We start from the raw sequence: 20,260 nt of genomic DNA on the forward strand, positions 1-20,260 counted from the left end.
CATCCCGATGGACCACATGCGTAAAGCCTGATGGCTCTGCGATCCGGCGATCATCATCTCAGCGAGAGTGACTTCTTCCGGGCTACGGGCTTGCGCGGCGTCAGCGGCAGGCCGGCATCGCAATTCCGCTCAACAAGGGTGTCAGTGACGGACTCGTCTGCATAGGTCTCCTGCATCCGGATGTAGACCGCCGACAGGCTCGGATCGAGGGAAAGTGCTTGCCGAACCAGGAATTCAGCCTTTCCAGCGTCGCCGCAGGCCATGCTTGCAGCAATCTGGTAGAGCGACTTGCGCCTTGTCTGGAAGGGCAGCGTCAGGGCGACGCGCATCATCTCTTCGAAACGGCCCAACGCGTATAGGGCCGCCACCCGCTCTTCGGTGATCCAGACCGGCAGGAAGGGATCAAGCGTCTCGGCGCGATCAAGCATTTCGAGGGCGCGCTCAGCCTCCCCGACATAGACATAGAACGCCGCGCTGCGGCCGAGAATATAGGCGTCGTTCGGAGCAAGTTCGTGGGCACGAATGTGATGGTAACGCGACGAAACGAAGTCGCCCGATTTCATCTTGATCGCGCCCATGATGCGATGCGCTTCCGGGTCGGACGGGTCGAGGGCGAGTGCGTGCGCGACCTGCTGTTCGGCCCTATTGAGGTCAAAGCTTGGCAGGTTGCTCCACGAGCAGACATGCATTGCGAAGGGACGGCCGAAACCGGGGTCAGCCGCCATTGATCGCTCAAACCAGGCCATGGCTTCGTGGACGTGAATATCCGACACGCCAACCAGGCGGTGATGGTCCAGACCGCGCAGATAATACTCATAGGCGGTCATATTCTCCGGGCGCTTCAGCCGTGCTGCCGCAAGTTCCGACTGCTCGATCCGTCCGGACACGGTTGCTGCAACACGAGCGATGATCTCGTCCAGCACATCGAGCAACTCGCGAAACGGACGCCTGATACGATCCGACCAGATGACGAGCCCCTCTCCCGTCTCGGTAAGCGCGATGTTGACCCGCAGGTCGTCGCCCACTTGCCGGATCGAGCCGCTGATGACGTAGCCGACGCCGAGAAGGCGGCCGATTTCGACGGGATCTTTCGTCGTCAGCGCGGTTGCCGCCGAGCGCGAACTGACAAACAGCCCCCTCAGGCGGCTGAGTTCGAGCGTCAGGTCGTCGGTAATGCCCTCCGCCAGGAAAAATTGATCTGCGATAGCGCCGGGCGCCACGTCGAACCGCGCCACTGCGATCGAGTTGGTCCGGGGAGATTGGGCAGCATTGGGAGTGGATCGCGTTGGAGCGAACTGGAAGACGTGACGGTCCACCAGTTCGGTGACCCGATAGATCCGGATCGGCTCCAAAATTCCCTTCAGTTGCCGTTCGCCGATGTCTTCGAATCCGCAAGGCGAGACCCGCCGGACCTGGTCGTAAAGCAGCCCTGAAACCTCGATTGCGCCGGGTGGCGCAGACGCCTCGATGCGCGCGGCGATGTTGACCCCATCGCCGCGCAGGTCCGAGCCTACGACGACGACATCTGCGAGATGGAGGCCGAACCGCATGTCGCCGCCGCTCGCCCCAGGAAGGGCAGCGATCTCGGCGCGCGCCTCGATGGCGGACCTCAGCGCATTGACAGGGCTCCCGAACTCGGCAAGCAGGCCATCACCCGCCGTGCCGAAGACACGGCCGTCATGGCGCTGGACGACCATGCGAACAGTCTCGAGGATAGTGTCGATCCGGGCAATCGCGCCTTCCTCATCCGATTCCATTGCGGTGGTGGAGCCGACGAAATCCCCGACCATGATCGTAGCCAGCTTGCGCTGCATTCTCGATCCCTCCCGCAACAGAAGCACGCGATGACGCAATGTAGCACATTCGCGGGCGCGGATGTTTTGCGATTGGCAACGCGGTGGCAAGCCGGTGGGCCATTGGCCGCTTCTGGCGCATGATCGCCGTGCCTATTAAGGCTTCTGGACCTCAAGAGGACGCCGGCCGGACGATCCGCGCTTTGACGGTCGATTACAACGTGCGCGTCCGCCCGAACGACCGCAGAAGAAGATTGAGAGAGACCGCGACTTTATCGATGTCGCGAATGTCCTGCGAATATTGACCAGTGTAGAGTTTCACAATCATGCTGTCGCGAGCAGAGTCACTGAGTTCGAAATGCAGGTGCAGGTAGTAGGATTGCTTGTCACCGCTGCGACTTATGGTCCTGCGTCGTTGGGTGACCTGTCTGAGTTCTGATTTGAACGGAGCAAAGCCGGGCAGTTTAAGCACGACGGATTTGGATTGAAATCGGGCCATGGTCGGGACTGCAACGACCGCCTTGTCCAGTGCCAAACTTACGATTTGGCCAGGGACATCGTCTACGATCGCGGGTTCATCGAGCTTGAACGCATGAAACAGGCGCCGGGGTTTCTCAAAGCAGATGAGTGACGCGATGAGCAAGACGACGATATTGATACCTGACCACCAGGCCGCGACCGGTGAAAACTGGCCTTGTACGTGCGACGTTTCCGGTACGATGTTGACCAGCAGACCAAGAACGGTGACCGTAATCATGCTTGCGATCCAGGCGAAGCTGTAGCGGTCGAACTGGTTCGACTCGTTGCCGCTGCCCTTTGGCGTCACCCTGAACGGCTTGCCAAATGGTCGCACCAGGCTGGAGACCACGGTAGGCAACATGCGAAATGTCGCAAAGGTCCCGACGGCACTGGAAATCACAGGCAGATAGCGCGTCGGGGTGATCCACAGCATAAGCAGAAAATAGGCCGCCAGCAGCGGCACCTGATGAGCCACATAATCGGCTATATCAGTGAAATAAAGCGGGATCAGGCCGAGCCAGAGATAGGCGATGGGAACGAGCAATATCATGAAGCGAACCAGATATTGCACGAGCCATGATGCTGGCAGGAACATGATCCGTTGAAAGAGCGTCAATCCCGGGCCGCGCAGCGGGCCGTTATAAAGGTAAAGGGTTTGAATTCCCCCCTGACACCACCGTTCGCGCTGCACAAAATAACCGGTCAGGTTTTCGGCAGCCAGTCCCATCGACAGCCGCTCATTCAGGTAGCGGGTCTTGTAGCCTTTGTTGAGCATCGAAAGAGTTGTCAGCAGGTCTTCCGTGATCGACTCCGTCGGAAAACCGCCTATTGCGTCGACGGACTTGCGGCGGGCAATCGAGCATGACCCGCAGCAGAAGCTGACGTCCCAGGCGTCTCTGCTGGGCGCGATCTCGTCGAAGAACAAGCGCTGCTCGTCCGGCCAGATATTCTCCAAACCCAGGTTCGATTGCACCGGATCGACATTGAAGAAATGTTGAGGTGTCTGGACGATGCCGATGCTTTCATCGCTGAAGAAGGGCAGAGTCCGGCGAAGAAAATGTCGATAGGGAACAAAATCGGCGTCGAAGACTGCAATAAACTCGCCCGAGCTGACCTTCAGCCCATTGTTCATATTGCCCGCTTTGGCATGGCTGTTGTCGCCGCGAGTGACGTGGATGGCGTTCTTCTCCTCGCAATAGGCCTTCAGCCAGTCTCGGCGTTGATCGTCAAGCACATACACATTCAATTTATCCGAAGGATAATCCAGCGACAGAGCGCCGATGATGGTTCGCTCGAGCACGTCGAGCGGCTCATTATAGGTGGGAATGAAAACATCGACAGTCGGAAGTTCACACTGCTCTCGCGCAAAGAAAACGCGCGCCAGCCTGTCCGCTTCTGCGCTCCGGTCGACGTAGCGGCTCATCAATACCAGAAAAAGGATGACCTCGACGCACGCGAGAATCTCCACCGCGAAGAGGATCCAAACCCAGTAGAAATTCGCACCGTCGTTGGGATAGGGAAGCACTGTCTCCGTCAAGCGCCAGAACATGTATCGCAATGCGACTGCTGCGACAAACGCGCAGGTCACCGCCCGTGTCCAGGTGTGATGGCGCGACCAATTGAACGGCCCCAGGAAAAAGAAGGCTAAAACGAGAAAGGTCGGAGCCAGCGCTACAAGATACTGAACCACAGGCTTTTGACCCAGTTGGACACGTCGATGCCATGCTTGGAAAACCGTACCTGCACTGTGCGCCCCACTTGGCAGGAATTCGCAAAATCGTCGTTCATGACGGATGGATCAAGGCGAACCAAAATACGGGCATTGCGCTGTGTCGACGGCGGCAAACTTGCGGCAAAGGAATCGGTCTCGACCGAAGCCGAGTTGCCTCTGACAGAAATGACCGTGCCCTTGAAGACATCGCTGCGGCCGAATAAGCGCACCTGCGCGACAAGACCAGGATAGATCTCGTCATAATTGACCTCGGGAACAAGGATATCCACAAACAGCTCTCGACAGTCGAGGAGGCGCATCAGCTCGTCGTTCAGCACGACGTTCGAACCATTGACGATACTCCTGCTCCAAACAACGCCGTCGAACGGCGCTATCGCGGTTGCGGATTCAAGGCTGCCGACACGGTTTCCCTCTTCGACCAACTGCTTTTGAACTTCAGTGGCTTTTGTCTCATTTTCCGCTATGCGTGAGTTCAAGTCGTTGATGCGAACGACAACCTCGTCCTCGCGCTGTCGCGAATAAGGCACGTCATTCTGTCCGTCGCCGAAGACAAAGATTCCCTGGCGGACCGCATTGAGCCTTTGTTGCAATTGATCGACGGTTAGATTGCTGATTTCGACTTCGCCGCCGGTTGCAGCTCCCGCGGCGCGCGCGGCCTCAACCAGCTTCTGCGTAAGTATGCCTTTTGACTCGAGCTCCATCCGACGGTTCAGGTCGACCTGCGCGACCAGATCCTGCGCTTGCGACACCTCGACTTTCTTCCGTAGGATTTCGACTTCGCGTTCGAGATTGGCAATGGTAGTCTGCTTGTAGACTTCCAATCTGGCAGATAATTCTCCGCGAAGCGCGGAAAGCTCCTCCCGTTCCTTTTTTAGTGCTGCGACGCGGTCGAGTGCGGTGTTGCGATCTGCCTCGAGCGAAGCGAGGATTGCGCGATTGACGCGCGTATTTTTGATTTCTGCGAGGGATTGTCCCGCTCTGACCGGGCTGCCGACCTTGAGGGGTTCTTCCGCAATCGTGCCGTCGATAGGAGCATTGACAAAAGCGAACCGCGCATTGACGGTGCCATCAAGGCTCGTAAAGCCGGTAATCGCTGGCAATGAGACGACAGCGATGATTGCCAGCAGCAGCAGACCAACGGTGATGCGTGTGATGCGATTGTTCCAGATCATGGTGTCATCCGAAGGTATCGCTTCGCCATCCATTGACCTATCGATCTGGTACAATGAATGCAACTAAATCTTGCATAATTTAACGCAGCGAAACCTAATAGACAAGTGATGGTCGTATACGTTCGGCAGAAACAGGTCAGCCATGGACGAAACGCTGCATTGAAAGCCTGCAGCGCCTGTTCGATCGGAGGCTTAAGGCGATCAAGGAAACCACGCCTTCCTTGGCAAACACTCTGATACTCATCGATCAGAAAGCGTTCGGAGGTTTTTCTAAATCAGGTGCCCCTGACATTGCGGCATAGTAGGGCCTAGCCGGAGATCGGGTTTCGGCACGGATATCACGCTGAAGCGGCGAAAGCGTCGATCTCCTCGACGCTTGTCAAACGGACCACTGCTTTCCCTTGTTGCTCTGCCTCGACGCACAAGGCGCGAATCTTGGCCATCCAAGATTGCTCAACATCCCACATCGCTTGAAATAGGGCTTTGGTGGGGGGCATTGTTGTGAGGCCACCGGGGCGGTGCTCGAGTAATCCAGCACCCCAAGCAATCTGCCGCTCAGCCGCCAACCAAAAGTGCATCCACAGTGGCATATCAATAAGCACGATATCCGTGGCGCGATCCAGTCGCTCGGGTATGGAATCTGCGCGACCAAGGCCATCTATTACCCAGTGATCTTCGGCTATAATGTCAGCATGCCGCTGCCTATAAACTTCGAGGGGCGTGTCGATCCACCCCTCCTGCCAAAGCAGGCTATCGATTTCCGTGTGCCGTGTTCCGAGTTTGTTAGCAAGCTGGCGTGCGAGTGTAGATTTACCGCCTCCAGCATTTCCAATTATCGCAATCCGAGCCATCTCCGAGTTCCCAGGAAAAAATAGCCTCCGCGGAGGATTTCGAGTGTGCCGTTAAGACTCCACCATAGGGGTTACCCTTCCCCACGCAATGACCGCAGTTGGCACATAGCCGCCATGCCCATTAAGGGTTCCGGACATCAAGGCCGAATCCAGGTTTTTCTGTCAACCTGCGACGGCACACCGCTTACGCCAGCTCTTTATGGCACTTGCGGCATCGCGAGCGCGGCTACCGGTCAGCCCGATTGCCGACCCGCTCCTGCCAGGCAGGCGCAGCTTGAGAGAGATCAAGGAAAAATCCTGTTATTGTGCCAAATTCCCGGGCGCGTAACGGATCTCAGGCGACGATTTCAAAGCATCGATCCTGCGCACCCGAAAGGAAAATGGGAGGCGTGCGACCATGAGCGTTCTGGACGAGCCGAAGGCTCAACCCCGAATTCGCATTTTCGGGGAATTGCCCGCCTGGATGCCCAGCATCGGATTGAGGTCGACGATGATGGCGTCGGCATCCCTCATCGGTCTGTTGGTAGCTCTCTGTCTGTTCCTGCTGGGCTACGGTTCTGCAAGCCGGTTCGTGCTGGCGGCAAGCACCTGCACTGCTCTCGCATTCCTGTTGATCGACATCTTTGCAAAACTCAGAAACGGCGATCTCGGTCTCGACCTGATCGCCGCGCTCGCAATGGCCGCGACCCTCTGGTTCGGCGAATATCTTGCCGGAGCGATCGTCGCCCTCATGTATGCCGGCGGCCAGTTTCTGGAAGCCTATGCGCATCGGCGTGCCGACGAAGGCATGACGGCCTTGCTGGCGCAGGTGCCGCGAACGGCACTTCGCCTGCGCCAGAATGGTATCGAAGAAGTCCCCATTCCTGAACTTGCGGTGGGTGATGTCCTGATGATCCGCAGAGGCGACGTCATCCCCGCAGACGGCACGCTGATGACAGGCCATGCATCGATCGATCAATCCGTCCTGACCGGCGAGGCCTTTCCGGTCGCCGTCTCCAGTGGCGAGCGGATTTCGAGCGGCGCCACCAATGCCGGGGACGCGATCGAGATCAGGGTGGAAAGCCGCGCCGAGGACAGCACCTATTCCGGCATCGTCAAACTGGTCGAGGCATCGAAGCGTTCCAAGGCGCGGATAGCGCGGCTGGCCGATCGATATGCGATCGCCTTTCTTCTGCTGACGCTGGCAATCGCGGCCGGAGCCGCCATCCTGTCGGGCGACATGGCGCGCATCGTCGCGGTTCTCGTCGTTGCAACCCCCTGCCCGCTGATCCTGGCCGTTCCCGTCGCCCTTGCGGCCGGAACCTCGAAGGCTGCAAAGGCGGGTGTGCTGGTGAAGGGCGCAGGTCCGCTGGAGATCCTGGCGGATGCCTCCGTCGCGGTCTTCGACAAGACCGGCACGCTGACGGCCGGCGATCCCGAGGTCGTCTCGATCGACGGGCCGGAAGGACCAGACAGGATCTTGCGGCTTGCCGCCTCGCTGGACCAGGCATCCTCGCATGTCGTCGGCCGCGCGATCGTCAGGGAGGCCCAGAGACGCCAGCTGACGCTGTCACGCCCGACTGATGTATCGGAGCTTCCGGGCGCCGGCATCTCCGGGCTTGTCGACGGTATCAGGGTGAGCGTTGGCGGCGATACCTATTTCACGCCCGAGGGCAAGCCGCCGCGTGCCCCCGAGAGAAAAGGCACAATGCAGGCAAGTGTCTTCATCGATGGCCGGCTTGCAGGCGAAATCGGCTTCGAGGATCGCCTGCGCGGCGATGCCGTCGAACTTGTGGCCAAGCTCCGCAAGTTGGGTTTCGGCCGGATCGTGCTTGCGAGCGGCGATGAGCGCAGCGTCGCTGCCGCCATTGCCGGCTCGCTGTCGCTGGATGCCGTCGAGGCGCGATTGTCCCCCGTCGAGAAGGTCGAGGTCATCGCCAGGGAACGCGCGGCGAGTAAACGCCTGGGCGGAAAGGTTCTCATGGTCGGCGATGGCGTCAACGATGCTCCAGCACTCGCAGCCGCCGATGTCGGCATCGCCGTCGGAGCCACCAATCTTGCGGCCGCTGCCGAAGCCGCCGACATCGTCCTGATCCGCAACGATCTGGGCAGGATCGCCTCTGCCATCGAAATAGCCAGACGCTCCCGCGCCATCGCGGTCCAGAGCATTTTCGCGGGCATCGGCCTCTCGCTCGTCGCCATGATCTTCGCCGGCGCCGGCTTCCTGCCGCCGGTCACGGGGGCCATGCTGCAGGAAGTCATCGATGTGGCCGTGATCCTGAATGCGCTGCGGGCGCTGCGCTAGTCAATCAACGAGTCCTAGGCCTTGCCCAGATGCTTCGGCCAGAATGCTTTATGTACCTCGGCGGCTTCTTCTTCGATGTTCGGGCCGTCGACGGTGACAATGCGCGCGCCGGTCTGCAGCACCGCCCGGCTCGGCACGTTCAACCCGATCCCGGCAATCTCACCAAGCCGCGCTTCGGAGCACGCAAACACCATACGGCCGATGCCCGACCAATAAATCGCCCCGGAGCACATCGCGCACGGCTCCGTGCTGGTGTAGAGCGTGCAGTCAGCAAGATATGCAGTGTCGTAATGCTGTGCCGCCAGTTTGATCAGGTTCATCTCGGCGTGGTTCGTCATATCGTGGCCGGTGAAGACGCTGTTTTCGGCGCGCAGGATGACTTTGCCGTCCTTCACCAGCACGGAGCCGAACGGTTCGTCTCCCTGTTCCACCGCGGATTTCGAGAGCGCAATCGCCTCACGTAAAAACGGCTCGTGGTTTTCCATCAGCGCCTCCCCTCTAAAGCTAGAGCGGGATGATCTTCTCTTGGATCGGAGAGATTTCCAAGGGCTACAAATGGGGTACAAGGCGCCGATCCGTATCGCCGCGCCGTCATCGTCCGGCTCCAGTCAATGAGTCCTGAGCCTGGGTTACCGAGGACAGACGACGTCGCCGTCAACCGGATCTCGGATGGCTTCCCCCTTTTCGCCATTGTCGACGGTCTGCGACCCGTGACAAAACCGCAAGATCGGTCGAGCGCGTCATGTCTGCCTGCGCTTAGTTGGTGCGGCCACGGAGGACGGAACGATGAAGGCGGCGCTTCAAGCCTACCATGCCCGGATGCAGCGGGTGCTGGATCACATCGACCGGCATCTGGACGACGATCTGGACCTGGACGCGCTGAGCAGCGTCGCAGCCTTCTCGAAGTTTCACTTTCACCGGCAGTTCTCGGCAACCTTCGGCTTGTCGGTGCATCGCTATGTCCAGCTCGCCCGTTTGAAGCGCGCCTCACACAAGCTGGCCGCAAAGGACGATCAGAGCGTCACCGACATAGCGATGGACGCCGGTTACTGTGCGCCTGATGCCTTCGCCCGCGCCTTTCGGCAACGGCTCGGGCAATCGCCTTCGTCGTTCCGGAAGTCTCCCGACTGGGCTCCGTGGCTTGCCGCCTTCAGGCCCCTCGAAAACGCAAGGAGCAAGCTCATGCAGATAACCTATGAAGAAGACGATGTGACGATCCGCGATGTGCCGCCCACGCCGGTGGCGATCCTGGAGCACCGGGGCGACCGGGCGACCCTCGGCGCCAGCATTGAGCGGTTCATCGCCTGGCGCAAAGCCGCCGGCCTGTCACCGGAGACAAGCCCTACCTTCAACATCTTCCGATCGCCGAGAACCCCCGCGATTCCCGCCGAATATAGCATGGACCTGTGTGTCGGGACCGACCGGCCGATCGATGCCGATGAAGAGGTGATGAAGGCCGGCGTGATCCCAGGCGGACGCTGCGCGGTCATCCGCGTCGTCCACGATACCCACAATCTGGAGCCCGCCGCACTCTACCTTTATCGTGACTGGCTTCCGGCCAGCGGCCAGGAGGCGCGCGACTTCCCGATCTATTGCCAGCGGCATTTTTCCTTCCCTCCGAATGTGCCGGTCCATGAGGTCGTCGTGGAATTGTTTCTGCCGTTGAAGTAACGCCCTGCGACAGCGGCCTGTCCCTTCCGATCGCAGGGAAATGGGCAGGCCGCGATCCAGCCGACCGTGGAGGATGCGCTCAGCCGAGTTCCTGGGCGATTCCGATGAGAATCCCTTCAGGCCCACGGATGTAGCAGAGCCGATACGCGTCTTTATACTGGACGACTTCGCCGACGAGCTGCGCGCCGCGCGTGCACAGCCTCTCAAGCGTCTCGTCGATATCATCGACGGCGAACATGACACGAAGGTAGCCGAGCGCGTTGACCGGGGCGTTGCGGTGATCTGCGACGACATCAGGCTTGAGGAATCGGGAGAGCTCGAGCCGGCTGTGGCCATCAGGTGTGCGCATCATGGCAATCTCGACATGCTGATCGCCCAGTCCGGTGATGCGCCCGGCCCATTCTCCTTCAACCATGGCCCGCCCTTCGAGCTCAAGGCCGAGTTCGCCAAAGAAATCAATCGCCGCTCCGAGGTCTTCGACGACGATTCCTACATTGTCCATCCGCTTGAGCGCCATGTTTTCCAATCTCCAAACTGTCGTTTCAATCGACAAGGTGTCGCCTCGTCGAACATAGGACGTTTAAGGTGCATCAACACCGACAGCCGTTTGCACGCAATTCCGCACGCAAAACCGCTGCGCACTTTTGCTGGAATTGCTCTCCTGTTTCACGCAATTCCGCACGCAAAACCGCTGCGCACTTTTGCTGGAATTGCTCTAGCAGTTCGGGCGCACCTGTGCGGACGTGTCCGATCCGGGAAGCCCGGCCGAGGCGCCGGTGCCGGTCATTCCGTTGCAATCGGGTGTTCCCTTGCCCATGCCATTGCCGGTGCCGGACGTGCCGCGCGCTGCCGGATTCGTCGTGTCGGGATTGGGCAGGGTGTTGATGCTGCCGGTTGCGTTCGGCGACATCGTATTGCCGGTGCCGGCACCCGTGCCGGTCCCCACGCCACCGGATGCGCCGGAGCCGATAGTGCCGCCGCCGGAAATGCCGCCAACACCACCTGTGCCATTGGCCGCACCGCCCGCGCCGCCACCAACGCCGCCCGATGACTGCGCCATTGCCGAAGTGGCGAGCCCGATGGAAAGGATGGATGCCGTGATGAGCTTCAGAAGCATGAGAAACCTCCATAGTGCTTCATTGGTCATCAGGCTCAACCTGAGGCTCGGCGCGAAGTTCCGCTCAGGACAAATAAGTTTCAGCTTGCCAAAGGAAGGACGATGTCGAGATTCTGCATGGTGCCGACATGGTTCCAGGGCAGCGAATTGTAGAATTCATATCCCCCGTTGCCATCAGGCAGGAACATTTCGCTGGATGCCGCGAGCCAATCGACGCTGACGAATTCGTAGGTCCGAAGGATCTCGGCGTAAGAACCTGAATGGTTCATCGAGACATAGCGGCCCGCCCGAAACCGCAGCGGCGACAGGGCGGTATTGTCAGTGGGAAAACCCTGATCCACGACAGCACAGTCGTAGCGGACGAGTTCCCCTGGCGTGATCAGCGGCGTGTCGAGGGTGATGCCGACCGGCCGCGCTTCTTCAAGTGGAAAGCCGATCCGCTCCAGATAGTCGGCAAATTTCCGCCAGTTGTCCTCGACCAGTGCATAGGATCCATAGAACCGCATGGCCAAAAGCCTCAATTCCGGACGCTGGCCGACCTTCACCCGCGCCAGGTCCGTCTTTTCCGGTCTCGGCCGAGCCGGCAGCACCTTCTGGGCCGCGACACGGTAATCCGAAGGCGTCAATCCGAATTGCCTTTGGAAAGCGCGGATGAAAGCCTCATGGCTGGCATAGCCGGCATTGAACGCGATGTGCGTGATTGGCTGCCCGCTCATCTGCAGATTCATCGCCGCACGGTCGAGCCGTGTGCGGCGCATGTAGGCGCTTGGCGATTCCCCCATGACCTCCTGGAACTGCCGCTGGAAGTGAAACGGACTGAGGCCGAGATGGGCCGAAATGTCCTGCAAGGTCGTTGACGCGGCGGGAGTACGCTCGATCATGCGCACAGCGCGCGCAATGCGGGGATGGTCGAGCATTCGCGGGGGCGGCGCCTTCCGGAGCGAAGATGCATTGTAACCCGCCGGGGGCGGATCGTAAGCCGGCTCCCGATCGGAACTTTCGAAATCATCGTTCATTGAAAATATCAAAGACTACGGTTGGATAAGGGGCCAACCTTAGCCTCACCGCAAGTTTTATCAAGTCAGCGGACGCGTCTTCCGTGTAGAGAAGCGCATTCCTGTGCGATATTTTAAACCACTGCGAGTTTTTTTCATGGCCCTCTCCCTGCCCGGCCGTCCGGCCCCAACCTTTCGACGGCTGTCCGAGACGCCGGAAAGCAGCGGGAACAACCGGCATGATCGGGCTTCTCCGGGCAGGACGTTCATGCAGCGCGTCATGGTTGGCCCACTTTCCCTGATTCTTCTTTCGATGATCGTGCTGTTCTGCGCGCTAACGTCTTCCGCCCAGTCCGCCCCGGTCGTCACCTCCGTTTCGGTCCCCGCCAATGGATATTACAACGGCGGAAACAACCTGACCTTTGCCGTGCAATTCAGCGAGAACGTAATAGTCGGCGGCACACCGTACCTCTCCGTGGTGGTCGGCAGCACGTCGCGTCAGGCAAGCTATCTGTCAGGAAGCGGGACGAGTTTGCTCCTGTTCGGCTACACGGTCCAATCCGGCGACAGGGACATGGACGGCGTGCAGCTTGGAGCCGTGATCAGCCTGAACGGCGGCACCATCGAGAACGCCGGAGGTGAAACGGCCGGCCTCGGCCTCAGCAATGTCGCTCCGACGACCGGCGTCTTCGTCAATACGCAGAACCCAGCTGTCGTGACCGCCGTCGACGGCAATCCGTCGTCCAACGACACGCAGGTGATGTTCCAGATCGTATTTTCCGAGGCCGTGACAGGCTTCACAGCGGCAGACATAATCTTGGCCACGACAGGAACCGCCAGCGCCACGCTGGCCAACCTCCAAACCTCTGACAACATCAAGTATACGATTCTTGCCCAGAATATTTCCGGCTCGGGCACTCTCCGTCTCGATATCCCGGCAGGTTCCGCTCAGAATATCGGAGGCAACGGCAACCTGGCAGGGACCGGAGCGCCATGGACCGTCAGCGCCTCGTCCAATGCCGATCTGTCGCAGTTGCAGCCCAACCAGGGGAGCCTCAGCCCGGCTTTCAATGCGAATACGCTGACCTATGCGATCTCGGTGGCCAACAATGTCACCGCGATTACGCTGACACCTGTCGTCTCCGAGCCGAACGCGACGGTCACGGTCAATGGTTCTCCGGTCGCATCCGGAAGCGCCAGCAGTTCCGTTACCCTTGCTGTAGGCGCCACGGCGATCACCGTCGTCGTCACCGCGCAGGACGGAACGGTGAAGACCTACAATGTCACCGTGACGCGTGCCGCCTCCGCGATAGCCGATCTCGCTTCGCTGGTTCCGAGCAGCGGAACGCTCGACCCCGGCTTCAACCCGAGCATCCCGACTTATGACCTCAGACTGGCCAATGCGGTTGCCAGCATTGCGTTTACGCCGACGGCTGCCGATCCCACGGCGATCATCTCCGTGAACGGCAGCCTCGTACCGTCAGGGACAGCAAGCAGCTCGATTGCGCTGTCGGTCGGGTCGAACTACGTATCCGTCGTCGTCGCGGCGCAGAATGGCACGCTCCGGAGCTACCTCATCGACGTGATCAGGTCCGCTCCGGGGCCGACAGCCACGTCCCGCACCATCAATGTGATGGCGGGCACCACTGTCGCAGTCGATCTTACGGCGGGCGCGACCGGGGGACCCTTCACCACAGCGGCGTTCACCTTCCAGTCGAACCCGGAAGCAGGAAGCGTATATCTCGACGCACCGCAGAAGCGGCTCACCTTCTCGGCGAGCCCTTCATTCGCAGGATCGGCAGAGGTTGGCTATACGCTGTCGAATGCCTCCGGCACGTCGGTTCAGGCAACGATCACATTTGCCGTTACTGCCCGTCCCGATCCGACTGACGATCCCGATGTGGTCGGCCTTCTCAATGCGCAGGTGGATGCCGCCAGGCATTTTGCCCAATATCAGACGCGCAACTTTAACAGCCGCCTGGAGCAGCTGCACGATGAGGGCGAGCGCCAGCGCCGATCGCTTGATATCCGCCTCGGGCTTCGCCGCTCCGACAATGGTGGCCCCGGTGGCGGGATCGTCAATGCCGAGCGCCAGTTCGGCTGGCCAGGCAGCAGCGCCCCCGACCTCATCAATCCCTCCGTATCCGGCCGGCAAGGCAACGGCTCAAACCCGGAGATCCAAGGGCCGGATCTCGGGCCGTTTGCAATCTGGTCCGGCGGCTTCGTCGATTTCGCCGATACGGGCAACAGCGGTCTGGACATCGGCTCGACTACGGTCGGCGTGAGCGCCGGCGTGGATTACCGGTTTTCCGATCGCTTCGTCGGTGGCTTCGGTCTGGGATATGGCCACGACAGGAGCGATGTCGGCGATAGCGGCACGGAAAGCCGCGGCGCGGCTTACAGCGCTGCGATCTACGGCTCCTTCAAGGCCGCCGAGAATCTGTTCCTCGACGGCCTGATCGGCGCGGGGCGGCTCGATTTCGATTCAAGCCGCTACGTCGCCTCTACCGGAGATCTCGCCACGGGCAACAGGGATGGGCGGCAGATGTTCGGCTCCCTCACCGCCGCCTACGAATTCCGGGACAAGACATGGCTCGTCTCTCCATACGGCCGGTTCGAATTGTCCAGGTCATGGCTCGACGGGTTCACCGAGAACGGCGGGGGCATCTACGGCCTGACCTATGGCGATCAGACGGTCGATACGGCCGCGGGCGCTATCGGCCTTCGCCTGAGCTATACCGTGCTGATGGACTGGGGAGCGCTGACACCCGGCGTGCGGGCGGAATATACCCATGATTTCGCCAGCTCCAGCCGGCTGCGGCTCGGATATGCCGACATCGGCACGCTTCCGTACGAACTCGAAGCGGAGGAACTCGGGGATGACTATTCCACACTCGGGCTCTCGCTCGATGCCGCATTGCTGAACAACTGGGCGGTCGGCGTGGAATACCGGGCGGCTGTCGGCAGCGGAAGGCAGGACCACGCCATCGGCGTGAGGGTGAGGAGTGAATTCTAGAGCATATCGCGCAAAACTGTGCAGCGGTTTTGCGCTAACGACATGCATAAACAAAGAGATAAAGCGCGGCTAGCGAATCTTGGAGATCGCGACACGCTTTAGCAAGGGCGGCGATAAAACCGCCAGCGCCGGCTCAACGGCGGGCGCCAGCACCGTCAATGGCACAGCGCAAGAGCGCGTACGCGCCCTTCGATATCATGGGCGCGATGATGTTCGACCGAGAGAATGTCGATCAGGTCGGCGAGTTTGAAATGGTGCTCGCAGCCGCCAACGTCGATGTGAATCTGGTTGCCGCTAATGTGTAAGCCGACGGCAACGAAGTTTCTCTCTTCGCCTTCATCCAATACCGATACAATAAACAGAGGCCCCTCCCTCTTTCGCTTATCTCTTTTTATAAAGTAAATCGGTGAATGCTTTATTATTAGCAGTTAATAATAATTTGTACTCAATACATTGCTATAGATCAATGTGTGGCAGGCAGAAATGCGCCCTTGCGGTCATCTGCCGATCAGCGGCACGCGAGCCAATGCGGCCGTGCCTTTGAATTCTGGAGACGGCTGAAACCCTGATGGCATCGGAAGCGTCAGAGCATTTTCTTTTCGCCGATTGCGGCAACCAGACCGCGCGAGCGGTGGATCGCTGTTCAAATGGACATCCATGCCCTACTTAAGGGCGGTCACCATTGTCAGGGAACGCGCCAATGACGATACCCACGGCACTTGCAGACTGGCTTTCTCCCGATCGAACCGCATTGCTGATCTACGATATGCAGATCGGCATCGCCCGACAGGTCCCGGGAGCGGAAGAAACGAGCCGTCGCATCGCCGATATCGTCGCTGCGGCCAGACGCACCGGGATGAGAATCGCCTTCTGCCGCCATCTTTCTCTGCCGAAGCCGTGGATGGGGCTGTTTGCGACGCGCATGGCAATGGCATGGCAACGCACCGATGACCCCGAGGCTGTAAAACCCTGGTTCCTGAGGGATAGCGAAGCGGTTCAGATCATTCCGGAACTCTATCCGCAGGAGCAGGATTTCGTGTTCGACAAGCTCGGAATGTCGGCTTTCGAGGGGACGCCGCTCGAAATCGCCATGCGGGATGCCGGCCTTTCGGCATTGGCGATCTGCGGAATTGCGATGGAGATCGGCATAGAGCCGACCTGCCGCCACGCCGCCGACCTCGGCATCGTCCCGATCCTGATCGAAGACGCATGCGGATATGGAGACGAGGAAGCCGCCAGACGATCCGTCGACGCCCTTCGCTTCATGGGCGACACCATTCTGTCGAATACGCAGGAATTCCTGTCAGCCGTCGCGCGTCCGCAATAGCGGCCCGGGCACGGAACTCCGGCAGGCCATCTGCGCGAAGGCCGCGATTTGCCCCGAAGGCGGATGTCACTTCTTATTCCTGGACAATTCCGCCTTGCTCAAATCCGTGCTGCCTTTCGCCAGGGAGCGCGGGCTCTCCAAAAGGCGCGAAAGCACGTTTCCTTTTCTCTTGCGCGGGATGAGATCGATGTCGCTCACCAGCTTTGCGCCGCCCTCGCGCCGCTCCAGGGTGATCTTGCGGCTATGGAAGGCTTCGAGCTCGGCGCGATGCGCCACACTCACGATGGTGACTTTGGGCAATTCCTCAATCACCATCTCCATCATCCTGTCCTGGCTCTTCTCATCGAGCGCCGAGGTTGCCTCATCGAGCACGATAATGTCAGGGTTGTGGAGTAGCAGACGCGCGAAGGCCAGCCGCTGCTTCTCGCCGCCCGACAGGATCTGGTCCCACGGCGCCTCTTCCTCGAGCTTCTCGTTCAGATATTCGAGCCCGACCTTCTGAAGGGCCACGTTGATCTCATCCAGCGGCCAGCCGTCGGCGGCATTGGGATAGGCGACGGCGCGGCGCAGCGTGCCCGAGGGGATATAGGGCCGCTGCGGCAGCATGAACAACCGCCTGTCGGCATGGAAATCGACGCTGCCGCGACCCCAGGGCCAGAGACCTGAAATGGCGCGGACCAGCGTGCTCTTGCCCGAACCGGATTCGCCCGCCACGAGCACCCGCTCGCCCGGCTCGATCTCGACCTGTGTTTCCGTGACCACGGCCGTGCCGTCATCCAGCGATACGGCGAGATCGTTGAGGCTCAGCATCGTCTCGCCTTCCGTTTCGCCATGCTGGATGCGCCCGAGCGCGTCACTCTGTTCGGCCCGCTCCAGCCCGTCGAGCGACATCATCAGCGAGGCGACACGACGCGCACAGGCGTTCCAGTCGGCAAGCCGCGGATAGTTGTCGACCAGCCATCCGAAGGCGGTCTGAACGATGGCGAAGGCTGACGCAGCCTGCATCACTTCACCCAGCGTCATGCTGCCTTCCAGAAATTTCGGCGCGCAGAGCAGCACCGGCACGACAGGCGCAATCAGCATCGACCCATGCGACACGAAGGTCGTGCGCATATACTGGTGGGACAGCTGCGCCCATTGCTTCAGCACATTGGTGAATGTCTTGTCGAGGTCGTTGCGCTCCTCCTCCTCGCCGCCGAGAAGTGCTATGCTCTCGCCGTTTTCGCGCACATGCGTCAGCGTATAACGGAACTCGGCCTCCACCTGGTTCTTGACCTCGGAGACCTTGACGAAATGCCGGCCGATGACGGCAATCGTCGTGGAGGTGATCGCAGCGTAGAGCACTGCCGTAACGACAAGAAAGCCGGGAATGGTGATCGACGTCCCGCCGATCGGCAGGGTCAGGGCACCACCGATCGCCCACAACACCACGATGAAGGTCGAGGCCGAGAGAAAGGCCGAGATGACGCCGGCGGTGAAATCGACGGGCGATTCCGTCGCGATCCGCAGATCCTCGGAAATACGCGCCTCGGGGTTTTTGTGATCGCCGCCGATGAGGTTCAGCTGATAGTAACGGCCGTTGGCCAGCCAGCGCGCAATCAGTGCAGTCGCCAGCCATCGGCGCCAGTGTCGCTGGATCATCATGCGGACATAGACTTGCGACGTCACGAGAACGACACTGCCGGCCACGAGCGGCAGGAAGACGGCGCTCAGATAATAGACGGTGGCGGCATCGTGCCGTTCTATGGCGTCGAATATGCCGCGGTTCCACCTGTTGATCCCATACTGGAACCCGACATTCATGCCGATCATAACCAGCAGCCCGATGGAACACGGCCAAGCGAAGCCATCGCCGCTGCGGCCCCAATAGCCGCGGGCGCTGATCCAGAAACGCTTCAGCAGATATTTCTTGCGCGCCTGCTCGGCCTCCTCCGGTGTCAGATCCGGATCGGGTTCGATAACATCTGGCGGCGGCGCGACCTCGACAGTCGATGCCTTCCCCTGGGGTGTCTCCTCGGCACCATCAGGCCTGGCGCCGTCGACCGATTTCGGCTTCAATTTTGCGTCGGTCATGCCAGCGAAAACGGATTACCGATCGAAAGGTTTCACGAGCGGGGCCAAGCTTGATGCTTGCCGGAAACCGGAAGGTGGATCGACGGCTTCGACCGGACCGATATGTCGGGGAGAAACCTGAACCAGGACACAATCGGCACGCGAAAATCCGCTATTCGGCGCTTCCATTATGTGGCACTCGCCATCTGTTGGCTCTCGCTGTCAAACCCGTAGGCTCGCTGCACGAGAGCGACGCGAATTTCGTACTTCGAGTACCAGTCTTTGCGGCCTCTTCGTTGTGCTTCAACATGATCGACGACGGCCTTCCATGCGCGGATACTGTCTTCGTCTTTCCAGAACGATACCAGTATTCCGAAGCCATCTGCGCCGCGAGCGCTTTCGAAGCCGAGATACCCCGGTTGTTGACTAGCAAGTTTGGTCATTGCGTAACCAATCTCGCCATAACCATCGTCCAGGTTTGTTCGCTGTGAGGTGAAGCTAACCATATAGTATGGTGGTTCTGGTAGCACGGCTATCTGCATGTGATTTCCTCTGTTTTCGAGTCAGAAGCTACTTGCGCAATCCATTCCCCATCCATTTCGGCAGGACCGCTAAGTCCGCTTTCGGGCCCGAAGCAGATATCCGCTGCCTCCGCCCCTGGAGAGATGATCGGAAGTGGGTGATGCTTGCCCGCAAGAGTTCAGGTTAAGAAGGGCATGATATCGACTCCGTCACCAGGAAACACGGTGATGTGCGGATGGTCCTCGAACATTCGTGCGGCGGCATCAGCGGTTTCCGCCTGAACCACGAGATAGCCGCGGCACTACCTCCTATGCTCAATGGTTTGTCAGCTTACACGCCACTCGTCGGAAATCACCCGCGTAGCCCATAAAAATGGCGGCTTCGGGGGCGCAAAGCGGTCGACTTGGCCCGTCCGCTGAAGCCTGTGTGTAAGTCGGCATCAAGTTTCCGATCAACCGCCGTAACGACATCAATCACTTACGTTGCGTATCGGCTTCACGCTGCCCCACAATCTGCAAGCCTTGACAAAAGATCCGGGCCGTTTATACCAGCGTGAGCACTCGCTCATTATAGGCTGATCATGGCTCGCCCCCTTAGTGAAGACAAACGCACTGCCCTGCTGAATGCTGCCGTCGCAGCAATCGCCACGCTCGGCACCGCCGCGTCGACCGCCAAGGTGGCAAAGGATGCGGGTCTGGGTGAGGGAACGTTGTTCGTCTACTTCCAGACGAAGGATGAGCTCCTCAACCAGGTCTTTCTCACACTCAAGGCCGACCTGCGGGACGCAATCACTTCGGATTATCCAGCCACCGCAAGCGTCAAGGACCGCTTTGCCCATATTTGGGACCGCCGTATCAATTGGGGCGCGACCAGCCCCATCAAGCAGAAGGCCCTGCGACAATTGGCAGTTTCCGAGAAGCTGCAGCCGGCCAGGGAAACGGCGACCGACGCGGATTGCCGCAACATCGAAACCATCTTTGCCGAAGGATTTCAAAGCAAAGTCCTGAGGCCGCAACCCGTCGAGTTCCTCGTCGCGACCATAGACAACCTTGCGGCCATGGTGCTCGACATGGCGGAAGGCTCACCCGACCGCCTCGCCGAATATAAGGACCTCGGCTGGTCCTCCCTTTGGAGCTCGATTTCACGCTGAGGACGGGCCGCTACTTTTGATCTTTAAATGAGTGCGTACTCACTTTGTTTACAGGAGAT

At 59.8% G+C, this 20,260-nt stretch carries 16 protein-coding genes; 6 read left to right on the forward strand and 10 right to left on the reverse strand.

The features are described 5' to 3' along the window. Nucleotides 1–53: 53 nt before the first annotated feature. The 4 genes from J2X71_RS31100 to J2X71_RS31115 all read right to left on the reverse strand — a co-directional run bounded on the left by J2X71_RS31100 (nt 54) and on the right by J2X71_RS31115 (nt 6,067). Nucleotides 54–1,814, reverse strand: a complete 1,761-nt coding sequence (locus J2X71_RS31100; protein WP_310388392.1) for an adenylate/guanylate cyclase domain-containing protein — start codon at nt 1,812–1,814, stop codon at nt 54–56. A gap of 193 nt (nt 1,815–2,007) precedes the next feature. Continuing rightward, nucleotides 2,008–4,002, reverse strand: a complete 1,995-nt coding sequence (locus tag J2X71_RS31105) for a glycosyltransferase (RefSeq protein ID WP_310388394.1) — start codon at nt 4,000–4,002, stop codon at nt 2,008–2,010. Further along, nucleotides 3,984–5,216, reverse strand: a complete 1,233-nt coding sequence (locus J2X71_RS31110) for an HlyD family efflux transporter periplasmic adaptor subunit (RefSeq protein ID WP_310388644.1) — start codon at nt 5,214–5,216, stop codon at nt 3,984–3,986. The genes J2X71_RS31105 and J2X71_RS31110 overlap by 19 nt, the downstream gene beginning before the upstream one ends. Before the next feature lie 338 nt (nt 5,217–5,554). Then, nucleotides 5,555–6,067 (reverse strand): adenylate kinase, encoded by a 513-nt coding sequence (locus J2X71_RS31115; RefSeq protein ID WP_310388396.1) that lies wholly within the window; start codon nt 6,065–6,067, stop codon nt 5,555–5,557. Between the two features lie 463 nt (nt 6,068–6,530). On the opposite strand from J2X71_RS31115, the gene J2X71_RS31120 reads away from it, so the two are divergent. Continuing rightward, entirely contained in the window at nt 6,531–8,351 is a 1,821-nt protein-coding gene (locus J2X71_RS31120) for a heavy metal translocating P-type ATPase (protein ID WP_310388646.1), read from the forward strand. 14 nt (nt 8,352–8,365) lie between these two features. Here J2X71_RS31120 and J2X71_RS31125 read toward each other — a convergent pair whose 3' ends face one another. Then, a complete protein-coding gene (locus J2X71_RS31125; RefSeq protein ID WP_113324838.1) occupies nt 8,366–8,836 on the reverse strand; it encodes a nucleoside deaminase in 471 nt (156 codons plus the stop codon). A 301-nt stretch (nt 8,837–9,137) separates the two neighbouring features. On the opposite strand from J2X71_RS31125, the gene J2X71_RS31130 reads away from it, so the two are divergent. After that, complete coding sequence (locus J2X71_RS31130) at nt 9,138–10,022, forward strand: AraC family transcriptional regulator (protein ID WP_310388399.1); 885 nt, start codon at nt 9,138–9,140, stop codon at nt 10,020–10,022. A gap of 79 nt (nt 10,023–10,101) precedes the next feature. Here the strand turns inward: J2X71_RS31130 and J2X71_RS31135 are convergent, their stop codons facing one another. The 3 genes from J2X71_RS31135 to J2X71_RS31145 all read right to left on the reverse strand — a co-directional run bounded on the left by J2X71_RS31135 (nt 10,102) and on the right by J2X71_RS31145 (nt 12,056). Next, nucleotides 10,102–10,539 carry a VOC family protein gene (locus J2X71_RS31135; RefSeq protein WP_310388401.1) on the reverse strand — a complete coding sequence of 146 codons (438 nt, stop codon included), beginning with the start codon at nt 10,537–10,539 and terminating at the stop codon, nt 10,102–10,104. 198 nt (nt 10,540–10,737) lie between these two features. Then, on the reverse strand, nt 10,738–11,139 hold the full coding sequence (locus tag J2X71_RS31140) for a hypothetical protein (protein ID WP_310388403.1): 402 nt from the start codon (nt 11,137–11,139) through the stop codon (nt 10,738–10,740). 80 nt (nt 11,140–11,219) lie between these two features. Next, nucleotides 11,220–12,056 (reverse strand): helix-turn-helix domain-containing protein, encoded by an 837-nt coding sequence (locus J2X71_RS31145; protein WP_310388405.1) that lies wholly within the window; start codon nt 12,054–12,056, stop codon nt 11,220–11,222. 346 nt (nt 12,057–12,402) lie between these two features. Between J2X71_RS31145 and J2X71_RS31150 the strand changes: the two genes are divergently transcribed. The 3 genes from J2X71_RS31150 to J2X71_RS31160 all read left to right on the forward strand — a co-directional run bounded on the left by J2X71_RS31150 (nt 12,403) and on the right by J2X71_RS31160 (nt 16,477). After that, nucleotides 12,403–15,150 (forward strand): autotransporter domain-containing protein, encoded by a 2,748-nt coding sequence (locus J2X71_RS31150; protein WP_310388407.1) that lies wholly within the window; start codon nt 12,403–12,405, stop codon nt 15,148–15,150. Between the two features lie 158 nt (nt 15,151–15,308). Beyond that, nucleotides 15,309–15,455, forward strand: a complete 147-nt coding sequence (locus tag J2X71_RS31155) for a hypothetical protein (RefSeq protein WP_310388409.1) — start codon at nt 15,309–15,311, stop codon at nt 15,453–15,455. 395 nt (nt 15,456–15,850) lie between these two features. Then, entirely contained in the window at nt 15,851–16,477 is a 627-nt protein-coding gene (locus J2X71_RS31160) for a cysteine hydrolase (RefSeq protein ID WP_310388412.1), read from the forward strand. 66 nt (nt 16,478–16,543) lie between these two features. Here J2X71_RS31160 and J2X71_RS31165 read toward each other — a convergent pair whose 3' ends face one another. After that, nucleotides 16,544–18,550 (reverse strand): ABC transporter ATP-binding protein/permease, encoded by a 2,007-nt coding sequence (locus tag J2X71_RS31165; protein ID WP_310388414.1) that lies wholly within the window; start codon nt 18,548–18,550, stop codon nt 16,544–16,546. Nucleotides 18,551–18,717: 167 nt separating this feature from the next. Next, a complete protein-coding gene (locus tag J2X71_RS31170; protein ID WP_029868635.1) occupies nt 18,718–19,071 on the reverse strand; it encodes an antibiotic biosynthesis monooxygenase in 354 nt (117 codons plus the stop codon). Nucleotides 19,072–19,631: 560 nt separating this feature from the next. Between J2X71_RS31170 and J2X71_RS31175 the strand changes: the two genes are divergently transcribed. Then, entirely contained in the window at nt 19,632–20,201 is a 570-nt protein-coding gene (locus J2X71_RS31175; RefSeq protein WP_310388417.1) for a TetR/AcrR family transcriptional regulator, read from the forward strand. Nucleotides 20,202–20,260 lie beyond the last annotated feature (59 nt).

Source organism: Rhizobium sp. 1399 (assembly GCF_031455475.1).
Taxonomy (GTDB): domain Bacteria; phylum Pseudomonadota; class Alphaproteobacteria; order Rhizobiales; family Rhizobiaceae; genus Rhizobium.